This is a genomic window from Mesorhizobium sp. P160187 (assembly GCF_057766425.1).
In genome coordinates this window covers 1,331,721-1,350,327 of sequence record NZ_JBYMDX010000003.1, presented here as the reverse complement: position 1 = coordinate 1,350,327, position 18,607 = coordinate 1,331,721, and the positions used below count along the sequence as shown (strand labels likewise).

Annotated in this window: 19 protein-coding genes; 17 read left to right on the top strand and 2 right to left on the bottom strand. The window is 63.0% G+C overall.

The window, feature by feature from the left end:
• Positions 1-224: 224 nt before the first annotated feature.
• The 6 genes from AC3CCE_RS09915 to AC3CCE_RS09890 all read left to right on the top strand — a co-directional run bounded on the left by AC3CCE_RS09915 (position 225) and on the right by AC3CCE_RS09890 (position 4,847).
• Positions 225-605, top strand: coding sequence for a hypothetical protein (locus AC3CCE_RS09915; RefSeq protein ID WP_352623712.1), 381 nt, complete (start codon positions 225-227; stop codon positions 603-605).
• Between the two features lie 386 nt (positions 606-991).
• A complete protein-coding gene (gene rcdA, locus AC3CCE_RS09910; RefSeq protein WP_023688956.1) occupies positions 992-1,522 on the top strand; it encodes a protease adaptor protein RcdA in 531 nt (176 codons plus the stop codon).
• A gap of 67 nt (positions 1,523-1,589) precedes the next feature.
• A complete protein-coding gene (gene ruvC, locus AC3CCE_RS09905) occupies positions 1,590-2,096 on the top strand; it encodes a crossover junction endodeoxyribonuclease RuvC (RefSeq protein WP_023688957.1) in 507 nt (168 codons plus the stop codon).
• Positions 2,097-2,106: 10 nt separating this feature from the next.
• Positions 2,107-2,727: a Holliday junction branch migration protein RuvA gene (ruvA, locus tag AC3CCE_RS09900; RefSeq protein ID WP_352623709.1), complete on the top strand. Its 621-nt coding sequence runs from the start codon at positions 2,107-2,109 to the stop codon at positions 2,725-2,727.
• A gap of 43 nt (positions 2,728-2,770) precedes the next feature.
• Positions 2,771-3,808: a Holliday junction branch migration DNA helicase RuvB gene (gene ruvB / locus AC3CCE_RS09895; RefSeq protein ID WP_023688958.1), complete on the top strand. Its 1,038-nt coding sequence runs from the start codon at positions 2,771-2,773 to the stop codon at positions 3,806-3,808.
• A gap of 136 nt (positions 3,809-3,944) precedes the next feature.
• A complete protein-coding gene (locus AC3CCE_RS09890; RefSeq protein ID WP_352623707.1) occupies positions 3,945-4,847 on the top strand; it encodes a metallophosphoesterase in 903 nt (300 codons plus the stop codon).
• Between the two features lie 144 nt (positions 4,848-4,991).
• On the opposite strand, the gene AC3CCE_RS09885 is transcribed toward AC3CCE_RS09890, so the two are convergent.
• On the bottom strand, positions 4,992-6,242 hold the full coding sequence (locus tag AC3CCE_RS09885; protein WP_352623705.1) for a glycoside hydrolase family 5 protein: 1,251 nt from the start codon (positions 6,240-6,242) through the stop codon (positions 4,992-4,994).
• Positions 6,243-6,307: 65 nt separating this feature from the next.
• Here AC3CCE_RS09885 and ybgC point away from each other — a divergent pair, with 65 nt between their 5' ends.
• From ybgC to ftsH, 9 genes are all read left to right on the top strand, one after another.
• Complete coding sequence (ybgC, locus tag AC3CCE_RS09880; RefSeq protein WP_023824259.1) at positions 6,308-6,778, top strand: tol-pal system-associated acyl-CoA thioesterase; 471 nt, start codon at positions 6,308-6,310, stop codon at positions 6,776-6,778.
• A 312-nt stretch (positions 6,779-7,090) separates the two neighbouring features.
• Entirely contained in the window at positions 7,091-7,801 is a 711-nt protein-coding gene (tolQ, locus tag AC3CCE_RS09875; protein WP_023673844.1) for a protein TolQ, read from the top strand.
• Between the two features lie 9 nt (positions 7,802-7,810).
• On the top strand, positions 7,811-8,263 hold the full coding sequence (gene tolR / locus AC3CCE_RS09870; protein ID WP_023673843.1) for a protein TolR: 453 nt from the start codon (positions 7,811-7,813) through the stop codon (positions 8,261-8,263).
• Between the two features lie 7 nt (positions 8,264-8,270).
• Positions 8,271-9,428, top strand: coding sequence for an energy transducer TonB family protein (locus tag AC3CCE_RS09865; RefSeq protein ID WP_352623702.1), 1,158 nt, complete (start codon positions 8,271-8,273; stop codon positions 9,426-9,428).
• Positions 9,429-9,468: 40 nt separating this feature from the next.
• Positions 9,469-10,773 carry a Tol-Pal system beta propeller repeat protein TolB gene (gene tolB, locus AC3CCE_RS09860; protein WP_023737860.1) on the top strand — a complete coding sequence of 435 codons (1,305 nt, stop codon included), beginning with the start codon at positions 9,469-9,471 and terminating at the stop codon, positions 10,771-10,773.
• 249 nt (positions 10,774-11,022) lie between these two features.
• Positions 11,023-11,529: a peptidoglycan-associated lipoprotein Pal gene (pal, locus tag AC3CCE_RS09855; protein ID WP_023684182.1), complete on the top strand. Its 507-nt coding sequence runs from the start codon at positions 11,023-11,025 to the stop codon at positions 11,527-11,529.
• A gap of 213 nt (positions 11,530-11,742) precedes the next feature.
• Positions 11,743-12,825: a tol-pal system protein YbgF gene (gene ybgF, locus AC3CCE_RS09850; RefSeq protein ID WP_352462222.1), complete on the top strand. Its 1,083-nt coding sequence runs from the start codon at positions 11,743-11,745 to the stop codon at positions 12,823-12,825.
• A 51-nt stretch (positions 12,826-12,876) separates the two neighbouring features.
• On the top strand, positions 12,877-14,283 hold the full coding sequence (gene tilS / locus AC3CCE_RS09845) for a tRNA lysidine(34) synthetase TilS (protein ID WP_488377131.1): 1,407 nt from the start codon (positions 12,877-12,879) through the stop codon (positions 14,281-14,283).
• A gap of 103 nt (positions 14,284-14,386) precedes the next feature.
• Entirely contained in the window at positions 14,387-16,312 is a 1,926-nt protein-coding gene (ftsH, locus tag AC3CCE_RS09840; protein WP_023673598.1) for an ATP-dependent zinc metalloprotease FtsH, read from the top strand.
• A gap of 66 nt (positions 16,313-16,378) precedes the next feature.
• Here the strand turns inward: ftsH and AC3CCE_RS09835 are convergent, their stop codons facing one another.
• Entirely contained in the window at positions 16,379-16,747 is a 369-nt protein-coding gene (locus AC3CCE_RS09835) for a winged helix-turn-helix transcriptional regulator (protein WP_352520853.1), read from the bottom strand.
• Positions 16,748-16,932: 185 nt separating this feature from the next.
• On the opposite strand from AC3CCE_RS09835, the gene AC3CCE_RS09830 reads away from it, so the two are divergent.
• Together AC3CCE_RS09830 and AC3CCE_RS09825 are read left to right on the top strand one after the other, a co-directional pair.
• Positions 16,933-17,697 (top strand): SDR family oxidoreductase, encoded by a 765-nt coding sequence (locus AC3CCE_RS09830; protein WP_023744988.1) that lies wholly within the window; start codon positions 16,933-16,935, stop codon positions 17,695-17,697.
• Positions 17,698-17,724: 27 nt separating this feature from the next.
• Positions 17,725-18,600, top strand: coding sequence for an NAD(P)-dependent oxidoreductase (locus AC3CCE_RS09825; RefSeq protein WP_352623696.1), 876 nt, complete (start codon positions 17,725-17,727; stop codon positions 18,598-18,600).
• The last annotated feature ends 7 nt before the right edge of the window (positions 18,601-18,607 follow it).

Genomic DNA, 18,607 nt, shown 5'->3' with positions numbered 1-18,607 from the left:
TCCAGAAGATGCCGCGTGGGTGCCGGCTTGTTGCGGTGGCGCCGTCGCCGGATTTTACCGCAGCCCGCACAATACCCGGCATTTGTCGGATGGACGCCGTGTCGGCATTGGCTGGTTTCGCGGCATGATCCTGAAACCTGCGGGGACTAAGCCGCTCGCGACCGACGCTCCATTTTGGCCGCGCGCGGTCGGACCAAGTCTGCAACAACCATCGAGGGTATCCCATGCAAGGCGTAGCACGAAATTTCTTCACCCTGGCCGTCATCTATTCCCTGTGCGGCATGGCGCTCGGCCTGCATATGGCGATCTCCAATGACCATGGGCAGATGCCGACCCACGCGCACACCATGGTGGCGGGCTGGCTGATGTCGGCGGTGTTTGCCTTCTTCTACCACCTGTTTCCAGCGGTCGGGCAAAAGACGATTGCCGTCGTGCATTTCTGGCTGACGGCAATCTGCGGCATCGCACTGATGATCGGGCTTTACTTTGAACTTACCGGCCATCCGGAGATCGAGCCGGTGCTGGCTTCCTCCTCGATGGGGTTTTATGCGGCAATGCTGCTGTTCGCCTTCATTTCCTTGCCGGCTGTGTGGAAGAAGGCATGAACAAGCTGACGATCAGGCTTCGGGGGCCGTTGTGCTGAGACGGCACAGAAGGGCAGCGGCCGATCAAGAAATATCCGCGCCGTTAAGGGTTCATTAAGCTTTACAGGTGTTTACTATGTCCATCCAGTGATCTGGATTCTTACCGAGTGGTTGGAGCCACTTCGTTTGACGCCTCCCTGTTAAACTCCTGAGAGCCGCCTTATCCGCGGCTCTTTTTTTGTCTGCTTTTGGTCCGCTTGGCGCCCCTGCGCAGGCGTTAACCGTTTGTTAAACATGTGCTTGCCTTCGCCGGCGGCGAAGCGCATTTTCAAGCTTCAGTCATCTAGGGTGCCGGCGTGACGGCGATGAAGCCGAATCAGCCGACGGGGCAGTGCAGGGGCGTATCGATGAACGAGCCTTCGAAGGGCAGCGCGAAAACCATCAAGCTGGCGGAACGCCGGGTTTTCTCCCAATCCTTCAAACCGCTCTACCAGGAAGGCATGGGCCTGGTTGAGCAAGCAGCGGAATATCTCGACGGCAAGGGCCGGGCCGAGGCCAAGAAGCTGTCCAGACTGGCGGCGACGCTCTATGCGGCCGAATCGATGCGGCTGACCACAAGGCTGATGCAGGTCGCCTCCTGGCTGCTTTTGCAGCGGGCGGCAAATTCCGGCGAGATGACCCGCGACCAGGTCGCCTCGGAAAAATCCAAGGTGCGTCTCGACACCGCCTCGGCGCATGACGAAGCGGTCGGCTGGGGCGAACTGCCGAAGGATTTCCTCGACCTCGTCACCCGCTCGCTGCGCCTGCAGGCGCTGGTGCGCCGCATGGACGAAGAGATCTATGGCGGCGCGTTTGCCGAGACGCCGGTAACAGGCCGCCGCGCCAATCCGGTTTCCGACCAGATCACGCTGCTGAATACGGCTTTCGCTCGAGGTTAAACGCTTCCCGTTTCCGGTTTGTTCACATTTCCCTGACATCGCTGTGCGCCGGAGGTAGACTTCGCGCATGAGGGAAGCGATTCGCATTATCGGTATCGATCCGGGGCTGAGGCGCACCGGATGGGGCATCGTCGAGAGCCTCGGCAACTCGCTGCGCTTTATCAGTTCCGGCACTGTACGCTCCGACGACAAGGCGGCGCTGGCGACACGGCTCTGCCAATTGCATGACGGGCTGGCCGAGATCCTGCATGCGGCCATGCCGCAGGAAGCGGCCGTCGAGCAAACCTTCGTCAACAAGGATGCGGTGGCGACACTGAAGCTCGGCCAGGCGCGCGGCATAGCCATGCTGGTGCCGGCGCTCGCCGGCCTTGTCGTCGCCGAATATGCCCCCAATGCCGTCAAAAAGGCGGTGATCGGCGTTGGCCATGGCGACAAGAAGCAAATCCACATGATGGTCAAGGTGCTGTTGCCGAAAGCCGTTTTCGACACCGAACATGCCGCCGACGCGCTAGCTATCGCCATCTGCCACGCGCATCACCGGCAAAGCGTCGCCTACAGGATGGCGCTGGCATGAGGGATCACGCATGATCGGCAAATTGAAAGGCACGCTGGACGAGATCGACGAGGATTTCTGCCTCGTCGATGTGCACGGCGTCGGCTATGTCGCCTATTGCTCGGCGCGCACGCTGGCCGCGCTGCCTTCGCCCGGCGAGGCGGTGGTGCTGTTCATCGAGACCTATGTGCGCGAGGACATGATCCGGCTCTACGGTTTCCAATCGGTGCTTGAGCGCGAATGGTTCCGGCTGTTGATGAGCAATGTGCAAGGCGTCGGCGCCAAGGTGGCGCTGGCCATCCTGTCGACGCTGGCGCCGGCCGACCTCGCCAATGCGATCGCGCTGCGCGACATCGCCATGGTCAGCCGCGCGCCCGGCGTCGGCAAGAAGGTGGCCGAGCGCATCGTCACCGAATTGAAGAACAAGGCGCCGGCCTATGCCGGAACCGCCTCCGGCGCCATCGGCCTTAAGCAGGAACTCGGGGAAGGCGTGGCGTCGGCGCCGATCACCGACGCCGTCTCGGCGCTGGTCAATCTCGGCTATTCGCGCGACACCGCAGCCAATGCTGTCGCGGCGGCGCTGAAGACGGCCGGCGAGGACGCCGATGCCTCGAAGCTCATTCGTTTCGGGCTGAAGGAACTGGCGCGGTGAGTGATTGCTTGTCCGGTCCTTTGCCCTGTGCGAGGAAGGCCGCATGAGCCTTTCACCCCGCCTCATTGCCCCGGAAAAGCGCGGCGAGGATGCTGAGCAGACCTTGCGGCCGCAGACGCTCGCCGATTTCGTCGGCCAGGCCGCGGTGCGGGCCAACCTCAAAGTCTTCATCGAGGCCGCCAAGGGCCGCAGCGAGGCGCTTGACCATGTGCTGTTCGTCGGGCCGCCGGGGCTTGGCAAGACAACGCTGGCGCAGATCATGGCGCGCGAGCTCGGCGTCAATTTCCGCTCGACCTCCGGTCCGGTGATCGCCAAGGCCGGCGATCTCGCCGCACTTCTCACCAATCTGGAAGACCGCGATGTACTGTTCATCGACGAGATCCACCGGCTCAATCCGGCAGTCGAGGAAATCCTCTATCCGGCGATGGAGGATTTCCAGCTCGACCTGATCATCGGCGAAGGTCCGGCGGCACGCTCGGTCAAGATCGATCTTGCCCGCTTCACGCTCGTCGCCGCCACCACCAGGCTCGGCCTTTTGACCAACCCGCTGCGCGACCGTTTCGGCATTCCGGTGCGGCTCAATTTCTATTCTGTCGAGGAACTGGAGCAGATCGTGCGGCGCGGCGCCCGCATCCTGCAAATGCCGCTTGGCGACGATGGCGCGCTGGAGATCGCACGTCGCGCCCGCGGCACGCCGCGCATCGCCGGCCGGCTGCTGCGCCGGGTGCGCGACTTCGCCTCCGTTGCCGGCGACGGTCACGTCGACAAGCAGGTTGCCGACGAAGCCCTGACGCGGCTGGAGGTCGACGCGCTCGGCCTCGACGCGCTCGACCGCCGCTATCTCTCGATGATCGCGCGCAATTTCGGTGGTGGGCCGGTCGGCATCGAAACCATCGCCGCCGGCCTGTCCGAGCCGCGCGACGCCATCGAGGACATTATCGAGCCCTATCTGATCCAGCAGGGTTTCATCCAACGCACGCCACGCGGCCGCGTGCTGACCGCCAATGCCTGGCGCCATCTCGGCCTCGACGCACCGAAGGATCTGGCGCAGCAGCAGATCAACCTGTTCCAGGAAGAGTAACGGAGATTTGTCCTCCGGAACGGGCTGTCTGCGCAGAATTTCCTCAAGCCTGCCAGCGTGAAGGCGCATTCCTGGATGCTATCGGGCGTCGTAGTGTCGGCGCGAACTGCTCCGATCAAGCGTCGGAGCCAGAAAAGTGATCACCAGACGCGGGTTCCTGAAATTCGTCGGGGGTTCGTTCCTCTCGCTGGCGTCGCTCAGTGCTTATGCGGTCGGCATCGAGCCGATGCTGTTGACCCATGTGAAGCGCTACCGGCTGACGCCGCCGCATTGGGCGGCGGGCTTGAAGCTGCGCGTTGTAGCACTTGCCGATATTCACGCCTGCCGCCCCTGGATGACGCCTGAGCGGATCGCTTCGCTCGTCGAGGGTGCGAACGTGCTGCAGCCCGATCTGATCGTACTGATCGGCGACTATATCTCAGGCATGTCCCTGGTGACGAACCGGGTGGAGGCCCATGAATGGGCGCCGGCCTTGTCAGGACTGAAGGCGCCGCTTGGTGTCCTGTCGATCCTCGGCAATCACGACTGGTGGCACGATCCTTTCGCGCAGCAGGCCGGAGCGGGGCCGACTGTGGCGCGCAAGGCATTGGAGGAAGCCGGCATCTCGGTTCTGGAGAACGACGCTGTGCGTCTGGAAAAGAATGGATACGGCTTCTGGATCGCCGGACTCGCCGACCAGCTGGCCCTGTTACCGAACAAGGCCGCAGGCCGCGACAAATTTGAAGGCCTCGACGATCTCGACGGCACGCTGGCCAAGATCACCGACCAGGCACCGATCATCCTGCTTGCGCATGAGCCTGACATTTTCCCGAAAGTGCCGTGGCGGGTTTCGCTAACGCTGTCGGGCCACACACATGGCGGGCAGGTCAGGCTGTTCGGCTATTCACCGGTGGTGCCGTCCCGCTTCGGCAACCGCTTTGCCTATGGCCATGTCGTCGAGAATGACCGCAATTTGATCGTGTCAGGCGGGCTCGGCTTCAGCATCGCGCCGGTGCGCTTTGGCATGCGGCCGGAGATCCTACAGATCGACCTCGGTTAGAGCATGCCGGTATTCAGGTGATGCCGGCCTGCAAATGAGGTGTTCCTGCGCTTCCGGTAGTCACGGACCAAAGTCCGCTCCGTTCCGGTTCTCGGGCCCCTCATTTCCGACTCGGCCTGATCTGGATCTCGACTTGCCCTAGGGCTAATGGAGCGAGCGGATTGCGTCCATCACGGCGGGTTCGGCCTTTTCGCCGTTGAAGGCATCGACGATGCCGAAGGCGCCGCCAAAACTCCACACCGACCATGAGAAGCCATGCGCCTCGGCGCGCGCGATCATGTCTTTGACATAGGCGGCGCGGTATTTGGGCGGCATCACATAGGGGTTGCCATACTCCTGGCGGATCATGCCGAACTCGCCCAGCGTGATGTTTTCCGGCTTGATGGCGTTGGCCTTCGCCCAGGCCTCGACCTTTTCGAACGGCGCATCCATGACGCCGAGCAGCTTTTCGTCCGTGTCCATGCTGGCGGCTTGTTCATCGAGATAGGCGAGCAGGCCGTTCCGTCTGGTCCATGGCGCCTCGGCTTTTATCTTGGCGCGGATCGCATCCAGCGTCGCATCGAGCTCGGCGCGCGGCACCGCGGTCAGCGGATAGGGCAGGCCGGTAACATAAAGAATGAAATCGCCGGCCCAGGTCGCGCCCTGATGCGTCAGCAGGAACGGGTCGTAGGAGTGGAAGGTCCAGATGAGGTTGTCGTCGGGGATCGACTTTGGGTCGATCTTGACCAGCGAAGCCGCATTGGAATAACAGGCGCCGGTCAGGATCAGCGTCAGCCTGGTGGCCGAGGCGCGCGCGGCGGCGAACAGCTTTTGCTGACGCTCCGGCCACAGGCTGGTGCCATCGCTGTCGCAGTCGACGATAGGCTCGTTCATCGGCTCGAAAGCGACCTGCGCCGGGTCCTCGGTGGCCAGCGCGCGCGCCATTCTGCGGATCACCTCGACATAGGCGTCGAAGGTTGCGGGATCGTCCATCACCTGGCCCATGCCGATCTCGCGGCCGCCGCCGGCGGGGATCAGGTGCATGTCGACGATCACTTTCAGACCGGCCCGGTTGATCATGCGCGCCGAGTCCCGCACGCTGGCATAAAGGTCGTCACGCAGCGCCAGTGTCTGATCCGACATAAACGGCGAGGGATCGACCGGCATGCGCAGAAAGTCGAAACCGGCGGCCTTCAGCGCCTTGAGGTCATCCTCGTTCAGGAACTTGCGCCATTCCGGATAGGGCAGGATGGCTTGTCGGTCGTTCCATTTGTCTTCCCCGACCCAGGTCGTCCACTGGTCGAGGTTGAGGCCGCGCTTCATCGAAAAGCTCGCGGCCTGACCGGGAAGCGCAGACGCCGCCAGCACCAGCAGCGCTGCCATCAAGGTCTTGATCCTCGCCGTCAACAGTGCCATCCGGTTTGCTGCGCTGGTGATTTTGGCAAGACAGGTGCCCCGCCGGGGGCAAAAAGGAAAGCGCGATGGACGATCATGGTGAATCGGCGGCGCTTGCCGGCGGGCTTTCCGGAGCCTTGACGGAATTCGGCCATCGGCTGATGGCGCGGGTCTACTATGCTGACACCGACTTCTCCGGCGTCGTCTACCACGCGCGCTATCTCGAATTCTTCGAGCGCGGCCGCTCGGACTATCTCAGGCTGGCGGGCGTCCACCACACAGAACTTCAGGAAGGCAAGCACGGCGAACGGATCGTCTGGGTGGTGCGGCGGATGGAGATAGATTTCCGCTCGCCTGCCCGCATGGACGACATCCTGACCATCGACACATCGACGCAGGATATTTCCGGCGCTCGCATCGTCATGGCGCAGCAATTGAAACGCGGGACAGAGGTACTGGTCGAAGCAAAGGTCGAGGCGGCGATCATCGGCGAGAACGGCCGGCCGAAGCGCTTTCCGAAAGAATGGATCGCGGCCTTTCTACCAGGAGCAAGCTGATATCCAGGCCTGCCGGCCGGCAACGAGCGGCCAATCGGCAGCGCATTCGATTGTGGATGGATGGCCCGCGTCGTGCCTTGGCGCGGCAATGCGCCGCGCCATATTTCCTAACCCATCCTTAACCATAACGGTTCATGAAGAGATCGGTGAAGATTGGAAGAATCCGCGCGCCTTCCTTTCACCAATATTTGCCCTGAAAAGGCCGCCAACGGTGCATTTTGGGGTTAATCCGGAAGCCAAGCGCGAACGGACCACAAGGGATGCCCATGGGCCAGCCGCCAGCGATGCCCGGAAAATCTTAAGGACTGAAGCATGGAAACTACCGCACTCGCCGATCCGGCAGCGCAATTGTCGATTTGGGCGCTGTTCACACAGGCCAGCTGGGTGGTCAAGCTGGTCATGATCGGTCTGCTCTGCGCCTCGGTCTGGACCTGGGCGATCATCGTCGACAAGCTGGTCAGCTATGCCCGCATGCGTCTGTCGCTCAATCGCTTCGAACAGGTGTTCTGGTCGGGGCAGTCGCTGGAAGAGCTCTATCGCACGCTTGCCGACCGCAAGACCACGGGCATGGGTGCGATCTTCGTTGCGGCCATGCGCGAATGGAAGAAGAGCTTCGAGAAGGGGGCCAAATCGCCGCTCGGCCTGCAGACCCGCATCGACAAGGCGATGGACCTGGCGTTGACGCGCGAGATGGAGAAGCTGGAGGGCCGTCTCGGCTTTCTCGCCACCACTGGTTCGGCCGCACCCTTCATCGGCCTGTTCGGCACCGTCATCGGCATCATGACCTCGTTCCAGGCGATTGCCGGTTCGAAGAACACCAGTCTCGCGGTTGTTGCACCCGGCATTGCCGAAGCGCTGCTGGCGACGGCCATCGGTCTTCTCGCCGCCATACCGGCGGTTATCGCCTACAACAAGCTGTCATCCGACGCGAACAAGATCGCGGTGCGGATGGAAGGGTTCTCGGATGAGTTCTCCGCCATACTCTCGCGCCAAATCGATGAAAAAGTAGCGCCTAAGGGCTGAGGTAAGAAGATGGGTATGTCGGTTGGCATGGCAGGACGCGGCGGGCGCGGACACAGGCGGCGCGGCCGCCACCATGCATTGATGTCGGAAATCAACGTCACGCCGATGGTCGACGTGATGCTGGTGCTCTTGATTATCTTCATGGTCGCCGCACCTATGTTGACGGTCGGAGTGCCGGTCGACCTGCCGGAGACGAAGGCCAAGGCTATGAACGCCGACACCCAGCCGATCACCGTTTCGATCGACGCGGCCGGCAAGATTTTCCTGCAGGAGACCGAAATCCCAAGGGAAGAGCTGGTCGCCAAACTGCAGGCGATTTCCAAGACCGGCTACGAAGAGCGCATCTTCATCCGCGGCGACAAGGCGACCAACTATGGCGCCGCGATGGAGGTCATGGCCCTCATCCAGGCCGCCGGCTACAAGAATATCGGCCTGATTTCACTGCAGCAACAGGATCAGTAGACGCACGATGAAGACCGGCCTCACCACATCGGTGATACTGCATACGGTGGCACTGGCTTTCGGCCTGTTCACCCTGTCGGCGCCGGCCGCGCTGCCGTCCACGGATGTGGAGTCGATAGCGGTCGACATCGTTCCCATGGAAGCCATTGCGCAGACGCTGCAGGGCGACAAGAAGGCGGTGATGCACGAAAAGCCGGCGCCGATGCCGACCAAGCGTCCCGACATCGTGCCAGATGCACAGAAAATCGGCGAGAACAGCGTTGATACCGACAAGCCGGTGACGGACGAGCCCAAGCCGAAGCCGGTGGAGAAAACAGCGACGGCTGCTCCGGCGCCGACCCCGACCGAAAAGCCGAAGACCGAGGACACGCCGAAGCCAAAGGAAGCGCCGAAGCCGACACCTGCGACGGAGGTGGCGCCGGAGCCGCAGCCGAAGGAAGAGGTCAAGCCCGAGCCGGTGAAGCAGGTTGAACCGAAGCCGACCCCGGTGAAGGAGCCTGCACCAACACCGCAGCCGGACACGACCGCCGCCATAGAGCCGAAGCCACGCGTGAAGCCCGATGCGGTCGCCGAAGCCATATCGGATCAGCAGCCTCTGGAAGAAGCGCAGCTTCCGACTTCCGCTCCTGCTCCCGAAGCACGGCAGAAGCCGCAGCCGGCGCAGGCCGAAAGCGCCAAGGCACCGGACCGCAAGGACGCTGACAAGCCAGTCAAGGAAGCCTCGTCGAAGCCGAAGTCCGAGGAAAAGCAGTTCAATGAAGGTGAGATCACTGCTCTGCTCGACAAGCAGAAGCCTTCTGGCGGCGGCGCCAAGCGCTCGACGCCGCAGGCGTCGCTCGGCGCCGACAAGACCCAGGGCCAGAAACTGTCGCAGGCCGAAATGGGCACTTTGTCGGATCAGCTGGGCAATAGCTGGACCCTTCCGGTGGGGGTTGAGGGCTCGGAAAACTTCGTCGCCGTGATCGTGTTCAATCTCGATGCCTCCGGCAAGCTCGAAGGCCGTCCGACCGTCGAAAAATCGAGCGGAAACCGCCAATTCGACGAGAGTGCGGTACGTGCCGTCCAGAAGGCAAACATGGCTGGCCTGCAAGTTCCTGCCGGCAAGCATGATATCTGGGCCCAGGTTCGAGTCACTTTCGACCCCAGGGAGATGCTGGGGCTCTAGGCCTGGTATCCACAAAATCAGTTACGAGAAGCGAGAAGACATGAAATCCATCCTCAAGCCGCTCCTGACGATTGCAGCCATGGCGCTGGGCATGACTGCCGTTGCCACCTTGCCGGCGCGAGCACTCGTCGAGATCAACGTCAACAAGGGCAATGTCGAACCGTTGCCGATCGCAATCACCGATTTTCAAGGTGAGCTTGGCGCCCAGATTTCCGATATCGTCAGCGCCGACCTGAAACGCTCAGGCCTGTTCGCACCGATAGACAAGAACGCCTTCATCGAGAAGATCGCCAATCCGGATGCGCAGCCGCGCTTCGACGACTGGAAGGTGATCAATGCGCAGGCGCTGGTTACCGGCAGTGTCGCAAAGGAGGCGGACGGCCGTATCCGCGCCCAATACAGACTGTGGGATACTTTTGCCGGCCAACAGATGTCGGGCGAACAGTTCTTCGCCAATGATGCCAATCAGCGCCGCGTCGCCCACATCATCGCCGATGCGATCTACGAGAGGCTCACCGGCGAGAAGGGCTATTTCGACACCCGCGTCGTCTTCATCGACGAATCCGGCGCCAAGAATGCGCGCAAGAAGCGGCTCGCCATCATGGACCAGGACGGCGCCAATGTGCGCTATCTCTCGGACGGCCGCTCGATCGTGCTGACACCGCGTTTCTCGCCGAACCGGCAGGAAATCACTTACATGTCGTACGAAAGCGGCCAGCCGCGGGTCTATCTGCTGCAGATCGAGACCGGACAGCGCGAACTGGTCGGCAACTTTCCCGGCATGACCTTTGCGCCGCGCTTCTCGCCCGACGGCCAGAAGGTGATCATGAGCCTGCTGCGCGATGACGGCAATTCCAACATCTTCGCCATGGATCTGCGAAGCCGCTCGACCACCCGGCTGACCAACTCGACCGCCATCGACACCTCGCCCTCTTATTCGCCCGACGGCAGCAAGGTGGTATTCACTTCCGATCGTGGCGGCCGTGCGCAGATTTATGTGATGGGCGCCGACGGCTCGGGCCAGACCCGCATTTCGTTCGGCGACGGCGTCTATTCGACGCCGGTGTGGTCGCCGCGCGGCGACCTCGTCGCCTTCACCAAGCAGACCGGCGGCGAATTCCAGATCGGCGTCATGAAAACCGACGGTTCGGGCGAGCGCATCCTCTCCTCGGGCTTCCAGCAGGAGGGACCGACCTGGGCGCCCAACGGCCGCGTGCTGATGTTCTTCCGCGACTCCGCCGGCGGCCCAAAACTGGTTTCCGTCGATCTCACCGGCCGCAACGAACAGTCGATCCCGACCGCGAATTTCGCGTCGGATCCCGCCTGGTCGCCGCTGCTGGAGTAGGTTCGGCCGAATTGCCACACCTGCTAAAAAGGGGCCCGTTTGGCCCCTTTTCCATTCATTAGTCGCGTTTCGGCCGCATTTCCGCCTAGGGTCCGCGCCAACTGTGACCGTGGATTTGAAGGTCGTGGACGGACCATCGAAACCAAACATTAACCGTATTTCTTGAATGCCGGTTAACCCAAACGTGGTTACTGGGTGATCAACGAAATCACTCGAAATACGATCACTCGAATACGAAGGAGAGGCGGCATGGGCCGTATCGCAGCACTTACCAGAAACCCGGCGATGATCGCCCTGATCGCGATGCTCGCCATCACCGGTTGCGCCTCGAAGAAAACCCCGAACAACGCTGCCGATCTCGGCCTCAATGGCGCGGGTGCCGCAACGCCGGGCTCGGCGCAGGACTTCACCGTCAACATTGGCGACCGCATCTTCTTCGACACGGACTCGACCGCAATCCGCGCGGATGCGCAGACGACGCTGTCGCGCCAGGCGCAGTGGCTCAACCAGTACAAGCAGTACGCCATTGTCGTCGAAGGCCATGCCGACGAACGTGGCACACGTGAATACAATCTGGCTCTCGGCGCCCGCCGCGCCGCCGCCACTCGCGACTTCCTGGTCGCCAGGGGCGTCTCGGCGAGCCGATTGAAGACGATTTCCTACGGCAAGGAACGTCCGGTCGCGGTCTGCGACGACATCTCCTGCTGGTCGCAGAATCGCCGCGCGGTCACCACGCTCTCCGGCGCCGGCTCCTGATAGGCAAGACGGCGGCGCCTTAGTCGCATAATTGCAACACCTCCATGCGAAAGGCGGCCTTGTGGCCGCCTTTTTCACTTTCGGCCCCGGAAACAAACCCGGAAACAAAATTTGGCCGAAGTCTCGCCTCCTGCTAAGAGCCGAGGGCGTCGTGCCGGTCCCACTTTGATCGGAAGGCGCGAACAGGCTCACGATTTTCACGGCGAGAGGCACATGCATTTCAGATCGGTCTTGAGCGGCACGCTTGCGCTGCTGCTCGTATCAGGCTTCGCGGCTTCTGCGAGCGGCACCGGACAACCCGCGGATAGCGGCTTTTCCTTCCATCTGCCGACGCTCGGCATTTTCGGCAAGAAGGAGAAGCCGGAGCAGCAACAGATCGCGCAGCAGCAGGACGGCACCGCCGCCGCGGGGCTGGAAGATCAGCTCCGGCAGATGAACGGCAAGCTCGAGGAACTCAACTTCCAGATCCTGCAGATGCAGGAGCAGATGCGCAAGCAGCAGGAAGACAACGAGTTCCGCTTCCAGCAGTTGGAAGGCGGCTCCAGCGGGCAGCCGCCGGCCCAGAAGAAATCGGAGGCCGCGCCGCAGGACGGTGGCGCGGGCACCGGCGTCGCCGAGGCCCCGGCAGACCAGGCGCCGGCCGATGCCGGCGCGCAGCCGGATGGCGGCCAGAGCGTCGGCGAGGTCATCGTCGAATCGCAGACCGGCGATCCCGGCAAGGTGATCAACGGCACGCCGCCCAAGACCTTCGGCACCATTACCGTCGACAAGAACGGCAATGTAATCGACGCCGGCGGTAACACGCAGGCAACCGCGCCGGCGGAAGGTGCGGCTCCCGCCGCCGAGGCGCCGGCTACCGGGGCTAAGACCGGCAAGTCCGACGGCACGGTGGTGGCGGCGCTGCCTGCCACCAACAACCCGGAAGAGATCTACCGCAACTCCTACCAGTTCATCCTGTCGGGCGACTACAGCACCGCCGAGCAGGGTTTTCGCGACCACATCGCCCGGTTCCCGAAGGACGCCAAGGCGGCGGACGCGCATTACTGGCTTGGCGAATCGCTGCTTGGCCAGCAGAAGTATCATGACGCTGCCGAGGTTTTCCTCTCCGCCAGCAAGGACTATCCGAAGGCCAAGAAGGCGCCTGACATGCTCCTGAAGCTTGGCGTGTCGCTGGTCGGCCTCAAGCAGAAGGATGTCGCCTGCGCCACCTTCGGCGAGATCGGCAAGCGCTATCCCGATATTTCGGCCGCGCTCAAGGAACGCGTCAAGCAGGAGAGGGCGCTGGCGGCGTGCTAGTCTTTGCCGTGTTGTCCCAGAACCGGGACCACTTTTACGCGACATGCACTGATGCTCGATACCGAGCCTGACCTTTCGAGTTTTTCGCAGATCGACTTTACCAACGGCGCGCTTGCGGCCGTATCCGGCGGCAGCAACTCGACCGCCCTCCTTCTTCTCCTCAAGGCTCACCTCGACCGCAGCGCCCCGACAGCCCTGCTGCTGGCGGTGACGATCGACCACGGCCTGCGTCCGGAAGCAGCAGCCGAAGCGCGCAGCGTGGCAAAGCTTTGTGCCGAGCGCGGCATCGCGCACCGGACGCTCAACTGGTCCGGCACCAAGCCGTCGGCCGGCCTGCCCGCGGCGGCGCGCGAGGCGCGCTACCGGTTGCTGGCCGAGGCAGCGCAGGCGCAAGGCATTGGTGTGATCGTGACCGGCCACACCGCCGACGACCAGGCCGAGACCGTCCTGATGCGAGCCGCGCGGAATGACGGGCGAGAGCTTGCAGGCCGAGGTCTCGCCGGCATGGCGCCTGCCACCCTCTATGACTGGCGGATCTGGATCGCGCGGCCGCTGCTCGGCGCTCGGCGCGCGGCGTTGCGCGCCTTCCTGCAGCGCGAACATGTCGGCTGGGTCGAGGATCCGACCAACATCGACACGAATTTCGAACGCCCGCGCATCCGCGCCGTGCTCGGCGAAGACCGGAGCGGGCAGCGTTTTGCCGAAGCGATCGGCCTGGCCAGGCGGGCCGCCGGCGAGCGCGAACAACTCGGTCGCCGCGCCGCCGCCCTGATCGGTGAATTTGCCAGCCGGCCGGCGAGGGGTCTCATCCGTCTCGATCCCGGTCTTGCCGAAGCTGACGACACGCGAGCCGCGGTCTATGCGCTGCGTGTCCTGCTGGCGGCGACGGGCGGCACCGCCTTGTTGCCGGACCAGGCGCGCGGCGAAGCGCTGTTCGAGCAAATGCGGGCCGGTCGGCTTTGCGCCACATTGTCGCGGGCGGTCGTCGAAATCAGGCGAAACGGCATCTTCCTGCGCCGTGAATCGCGCGACCTGCCGCGTTCCGCGCCGATAGCTGGCACTCTGCTTTGGGACGGTCGCCGGCGGATCACGCCAGACATCGAAGCCGGGGCGATCACATTGGGCAACAGTTCGGGTGCATGGTTGATCGCGCCGCTTGGCGCTGCTGCCGCCGCCAAAACGCCGATTGCCGGGGATGGCGCGCCGCCAAGCCTTGTGCGCGCCGCCCTGGCTGCGGAACCGGCGCTATGGCGCGGCGGCGAATGCCTTGGTTTTGCAGGGGATGTAGCGGCGGCGGCGGCAATCGCCGTCAGTCCCGCCGTTGCGCCCTTTGCCCGTTTTCTGCCGTGCTTCGATCTGGTGTTGGCGCAGGCCGTGGCCGAGTTGATCGGCGCACCGCCTGTCTCGGCTTGCCCTTTGGCCGCCACAGTGCCGGTTGATCATGGCGCGAAAGCTTAACCCAGACGTGCTGTTATGCTTGGCAAGGGGGGGCGCTCTCCCTATGTTAGGCGCAAGTTTCCTCTCATGACGCGTGTCCCAGCGGGCACCAACGGGACAATTGATGAATCCGAATTATCGCAATCTCGCGCTCTGGGCGATCATAGCGGTCCTGCTCATTGCTCTCTTCAATCTGTTCCAGACGCCGCAGACTCGCGGGGCCTCGACCGACGTTCCCTATTCGCAGTTCCTGCAAGAGGTCGCGGCCGGCCGGGTCAAGACGGTGGTCATCGCCGGCGCCCGCATCACGGGCACCTACGCCGACAACGCCAATGGCTTCCAGACCTATTCGCCTGGCGATCCGCAGCTGGTCTCGCGGCTGCAGGACAAGAACGTCACAATCAATGCGCGGCCTGAGTCGGACGGTTCCAACTCGCTGTTCAGCTATCTGATCTCCTACCTGCCAATGATCCTGATCCTTGGCGTGTGGATATTCTTCATGCGCCAGATGCAGTCCGGCTCCGGCCGCGCCATGGGTTTCGGCAAGTCGAAGGCCAAGCTTCTCACTGAGGCGCATGGCCGCGTCACCTTCCAGGATGTCGCCGGCGTCGACGAGGCCAAGGAAGATCTGGAGGAGATCGTCGAGTTCCTGCGCGATCCGCAGAAGTTCCAGCGCCTCGGCGGCAAGATCCCGCGCGGCGTGCTTCTGGTCGGACCTCCCGGCACCGGCAAGACGCTGCTCGCCCGCTCCGTCGCCGGCGAAGCGAATGTGCCGTTCTTCACCATTTCGGGTTCCGACTTCGTCGAGATGTTCGTCGGCGTCGGCGCAAGCCGTGTGCGCGACATGTTCGACCAGGCCAAGAAGAATGCTCCCTGCATCATCTTCATCGACGAAATTGACGCTGTCGGCCGCCATCGCGGCGCCGGCCTCGGCGGTGGCAATGATGAGCGCGAACAGACGCTGAACCAGCTGCTGGTCGAGATGGACGGCTTCGAGTCCAACGAGAGCATCATCCTGATCGCCGCCACCAACCGGCCCGACGTGCTCGATCCGGCGCTGCTGCGTCCGGGTCGCTTCGACCGCCAGGTGGTGGTGCCGAACCCCGACATCGTCGGCCGCGAGAAGATCCTCAAGGTGCATGTGCGCAACGTGCCGCTGGCACCGAATGTCGACCTCAAGGTGATCGCACGCGGCACGCCGGGCTTCTCGGGCGCCGACCTGATGAACCTTGTCAATGAATCCGCTCTGATGGCGGCGCGCCGCAACAAGCGCCTTGTCACCATGGCCGAGTTCGAGGACGCCAAGGACAAGATCATGATGGGCGCCGAGCGCCGCTCGTCGGCCATGACCCAGGCCGAAAAGGAACTCACGGCCTATCACGAGGCCGGCCACGCCATCCTGGCGCTCAACGTGCCGTCGGCCGATCCGCTGCACAAGGCGACCATCATCCCGCGCGGTCGCGCGCTCGGCATGGTCATGCAACTGCCGGAAGGCGACCGCTATTCGATGAGCTACAAATACATGATCTCGCGGCTTGCCATCATGATGGGCGGCCGCGTCGCAGAGGAGTTCAAGTTCGGCAAGGAGAACATCACCTCCGGCGCGTCCTCGGACATCGAGCAGGCGACAAAGCTGGCGCGCGCCATGGTCACGCGCTGGGGCTTCTCCGACAAGCTCGGCCACGTCGCCTATGGCGACAACCAGGAAGAGGTTTTCCTCGGCCATTCGGTGGCGCGCACGCAGAACGTCTCGGAAGAGACTGCGCAGATCATCGACGCCGAAGTACGCCGCCTGATCGACGAGGCCTATGTCACGGCCAAATCCATTCTGACCAAGAAGAAGAAGGAATGGATCGCTCTGGCGCAGGGCCTGCTCGAATACGAGACGCTTTCGGGCGAAGAGATCAAGCAGCTGATCGCCGGGCAGAAGCCCGCGCGAGATTTGGGGGATGACACCCCCACAAGCCGCGGCTCGGCTGTGCCGAAGTCCGGCCGCCGCAAGAAGGGTCCCGAGCCCGAAGGCGGCATGGAGCCTCAGCCATCGAGCTGAGCTGACATCACTTGATGCAAGAAAACGCCGCGGCTCAATCCGCGGCGTTTTGCTATTCAGGGTCTCTCAAAGAGCATGCGGGACGGATGCATTTGCTTGGCCGGGGCGCACACCGTCAGTCCGGCCAGCATGTTGCTTGCCCCATCTGGCCAGCGGGATCAGGGCATTGTCCAGCTCGATGCCGAATTCGGTAATCGAGTATTCGACCCTCGGCGGCACCTCGGGAAAGATTTCGCGATGGACGATGCCGTCGGCCTCCATTTCGCGCAGCTGTTGGATCAGCATCTTTTCGCTGATGTCAGGCACCAGCCGCTTCAGCTCACCGAATCGTGCCGGCGCCTTGTGAATCTGCCAGAGCAGTAGCGCCTTCCATTTGCCGCTGATGACCTCCAGCGCCGGTCCCAATCCGCAACTATCTGGCTGTTTCTTTCCCATGTTTCATCCAATTCTGAGCAATCGGTGGGTAGCTTACATTTTTGTCGGTACTTGAGAAAAACCAAGCCGGTCCATAGCTTCAAACCAGCTCGCCGGCATCGGCGAACACCACAACTTCATATCGGTACCTCGCTTCGACCTGCAAAGGCCGTCGGCGGCCGGATTTTGTCAAAAAGGGATGGATCATGACACGATACGCAAACAAGAAGGCCGTTGTCATCGGCGGGACGCACGGCATGGGGCTCGCCGTTGCCGAAGCCCTGATCGAAAGCGGCGCCGAGGTCCTGGTCACCGGCCGCGACCAGCGCAACATCGAGGCCGCGCGAGCCAAGCTGCTTTCGCGAGCTCATGTCGTGCGGTCCGATATCTCAGACATGGCCGATATCGTCACGCTCGGTGCCGAAGTGGGGCAGAAGCTTGGCCAGATCGACTTCCTTCACGTCAATGCCGGGGTGGCCAATCTCGAACCCGTGGAGCGGGTCACCGAGGACAGTTACGATCGCACCTTCGACATCAACACCAAAGGCGCTTTCTTCACCGCGCAGCGCCTGCTGCCCCTCATCAGGGATGGTGGCGCCATAGTCTTCACCTCGTCGATCGCCGACGAATCCGGCACCGGCGGCATGAGCGTCTATTCCGGATCGAAGGCGGCACTGCGCGCCTTCGCCAAGGTCCTGGCGGCCGAGCTTCTGCCGCGCCGCATCCGCGTGAATGTGGTCAGCCCTGGTTTCATCGATACGCCGACGATGGGTGTGGCCGACGCCTCGGCCGAGGAGCGGGCCGCCTTCATGGCGATCGGCGACGCGGTCACACCGATGAAGCGCCACGGCACGATGGAGGAGGTGGCGCGCGCAGTGCTGTTCCTGGCGTTCGACGCGACCTTCACCACGGGCGCGCGGCTGACCGTGGACGGTGGCCTTGGCCAGGACCTGAGCCCGACACCGGCGTAACCGCGCAACAAACCAAGGAGAAGCAGAATGAGCGACATAACAGTAATCGGTCTCGGCGCCATGGGCACTGCGCTTGCCGAAGCCTTTCTGAACCAGGGACATGCGGTGACGGTGTGGAACCGTTCTCCGGCAAAGGCTGAGGCTTTGGCAGCCAAGGGCGCCATTGTGGCCAAGAGTGTCGAGGAAGCCGTTAGATCGAGTCCACTGATCGTGGCGTGCCTGCTTGTCTATGACACCGTTGGTGAGGTGCTCGACCCAAGCCGAGCGGCGCTGTCGGGCCGCACATTGGTCAATCTCACCAACGGCACGCCCGAGCAGGCGCGGGCGATGTCGGGCTGGGCGGTGAGCCAGGGCGCCAGCTATATCGACGGCGGTGTCATGGCGGTGCCGCCGATGATCGGCGGGCCGCACGCCTTGATTCTCTACAGCGGTTCGCGCCAGGCGTTCGATGCCTGTTCGGGGCAGCTCGGAGCGCTCGGCACCAGCAAATTCCTCGGTGAGGATGCTGGCCTCGCGCCGCTCTATGATATCTCGCTTCTGACCGGCATGTACGGCATGTTCGCGGGCGTTCTGCAGGCGTTGGCATTGACGGGCGCAGCAGGAATCCCGGCCGGCGAGTTCATGCCGCTGCTGGCCTCCTGGCTTCAGTCGATGCAAGGCCTGCTGCCGAAGTGGGCCGAACAGATCGACAATGGCGATCACACCAGCAATGTCGTTTCCAACCTGGGCATGCAGGCTGATGCCTACGTCAATCTCATCGATGCCAGCAGGTCGGCTGATGTCAGCACCGAACTCGTCCTGCCGATGCAAAGCCTGTTGAAGCGCGGGGTGGCTGCCGGCCAGGCCAATGCCGATCTTACAAGCCTGGTCGCACTGCTCCAGCTTTCGAAACAAGGCGCTTGACGGCGCA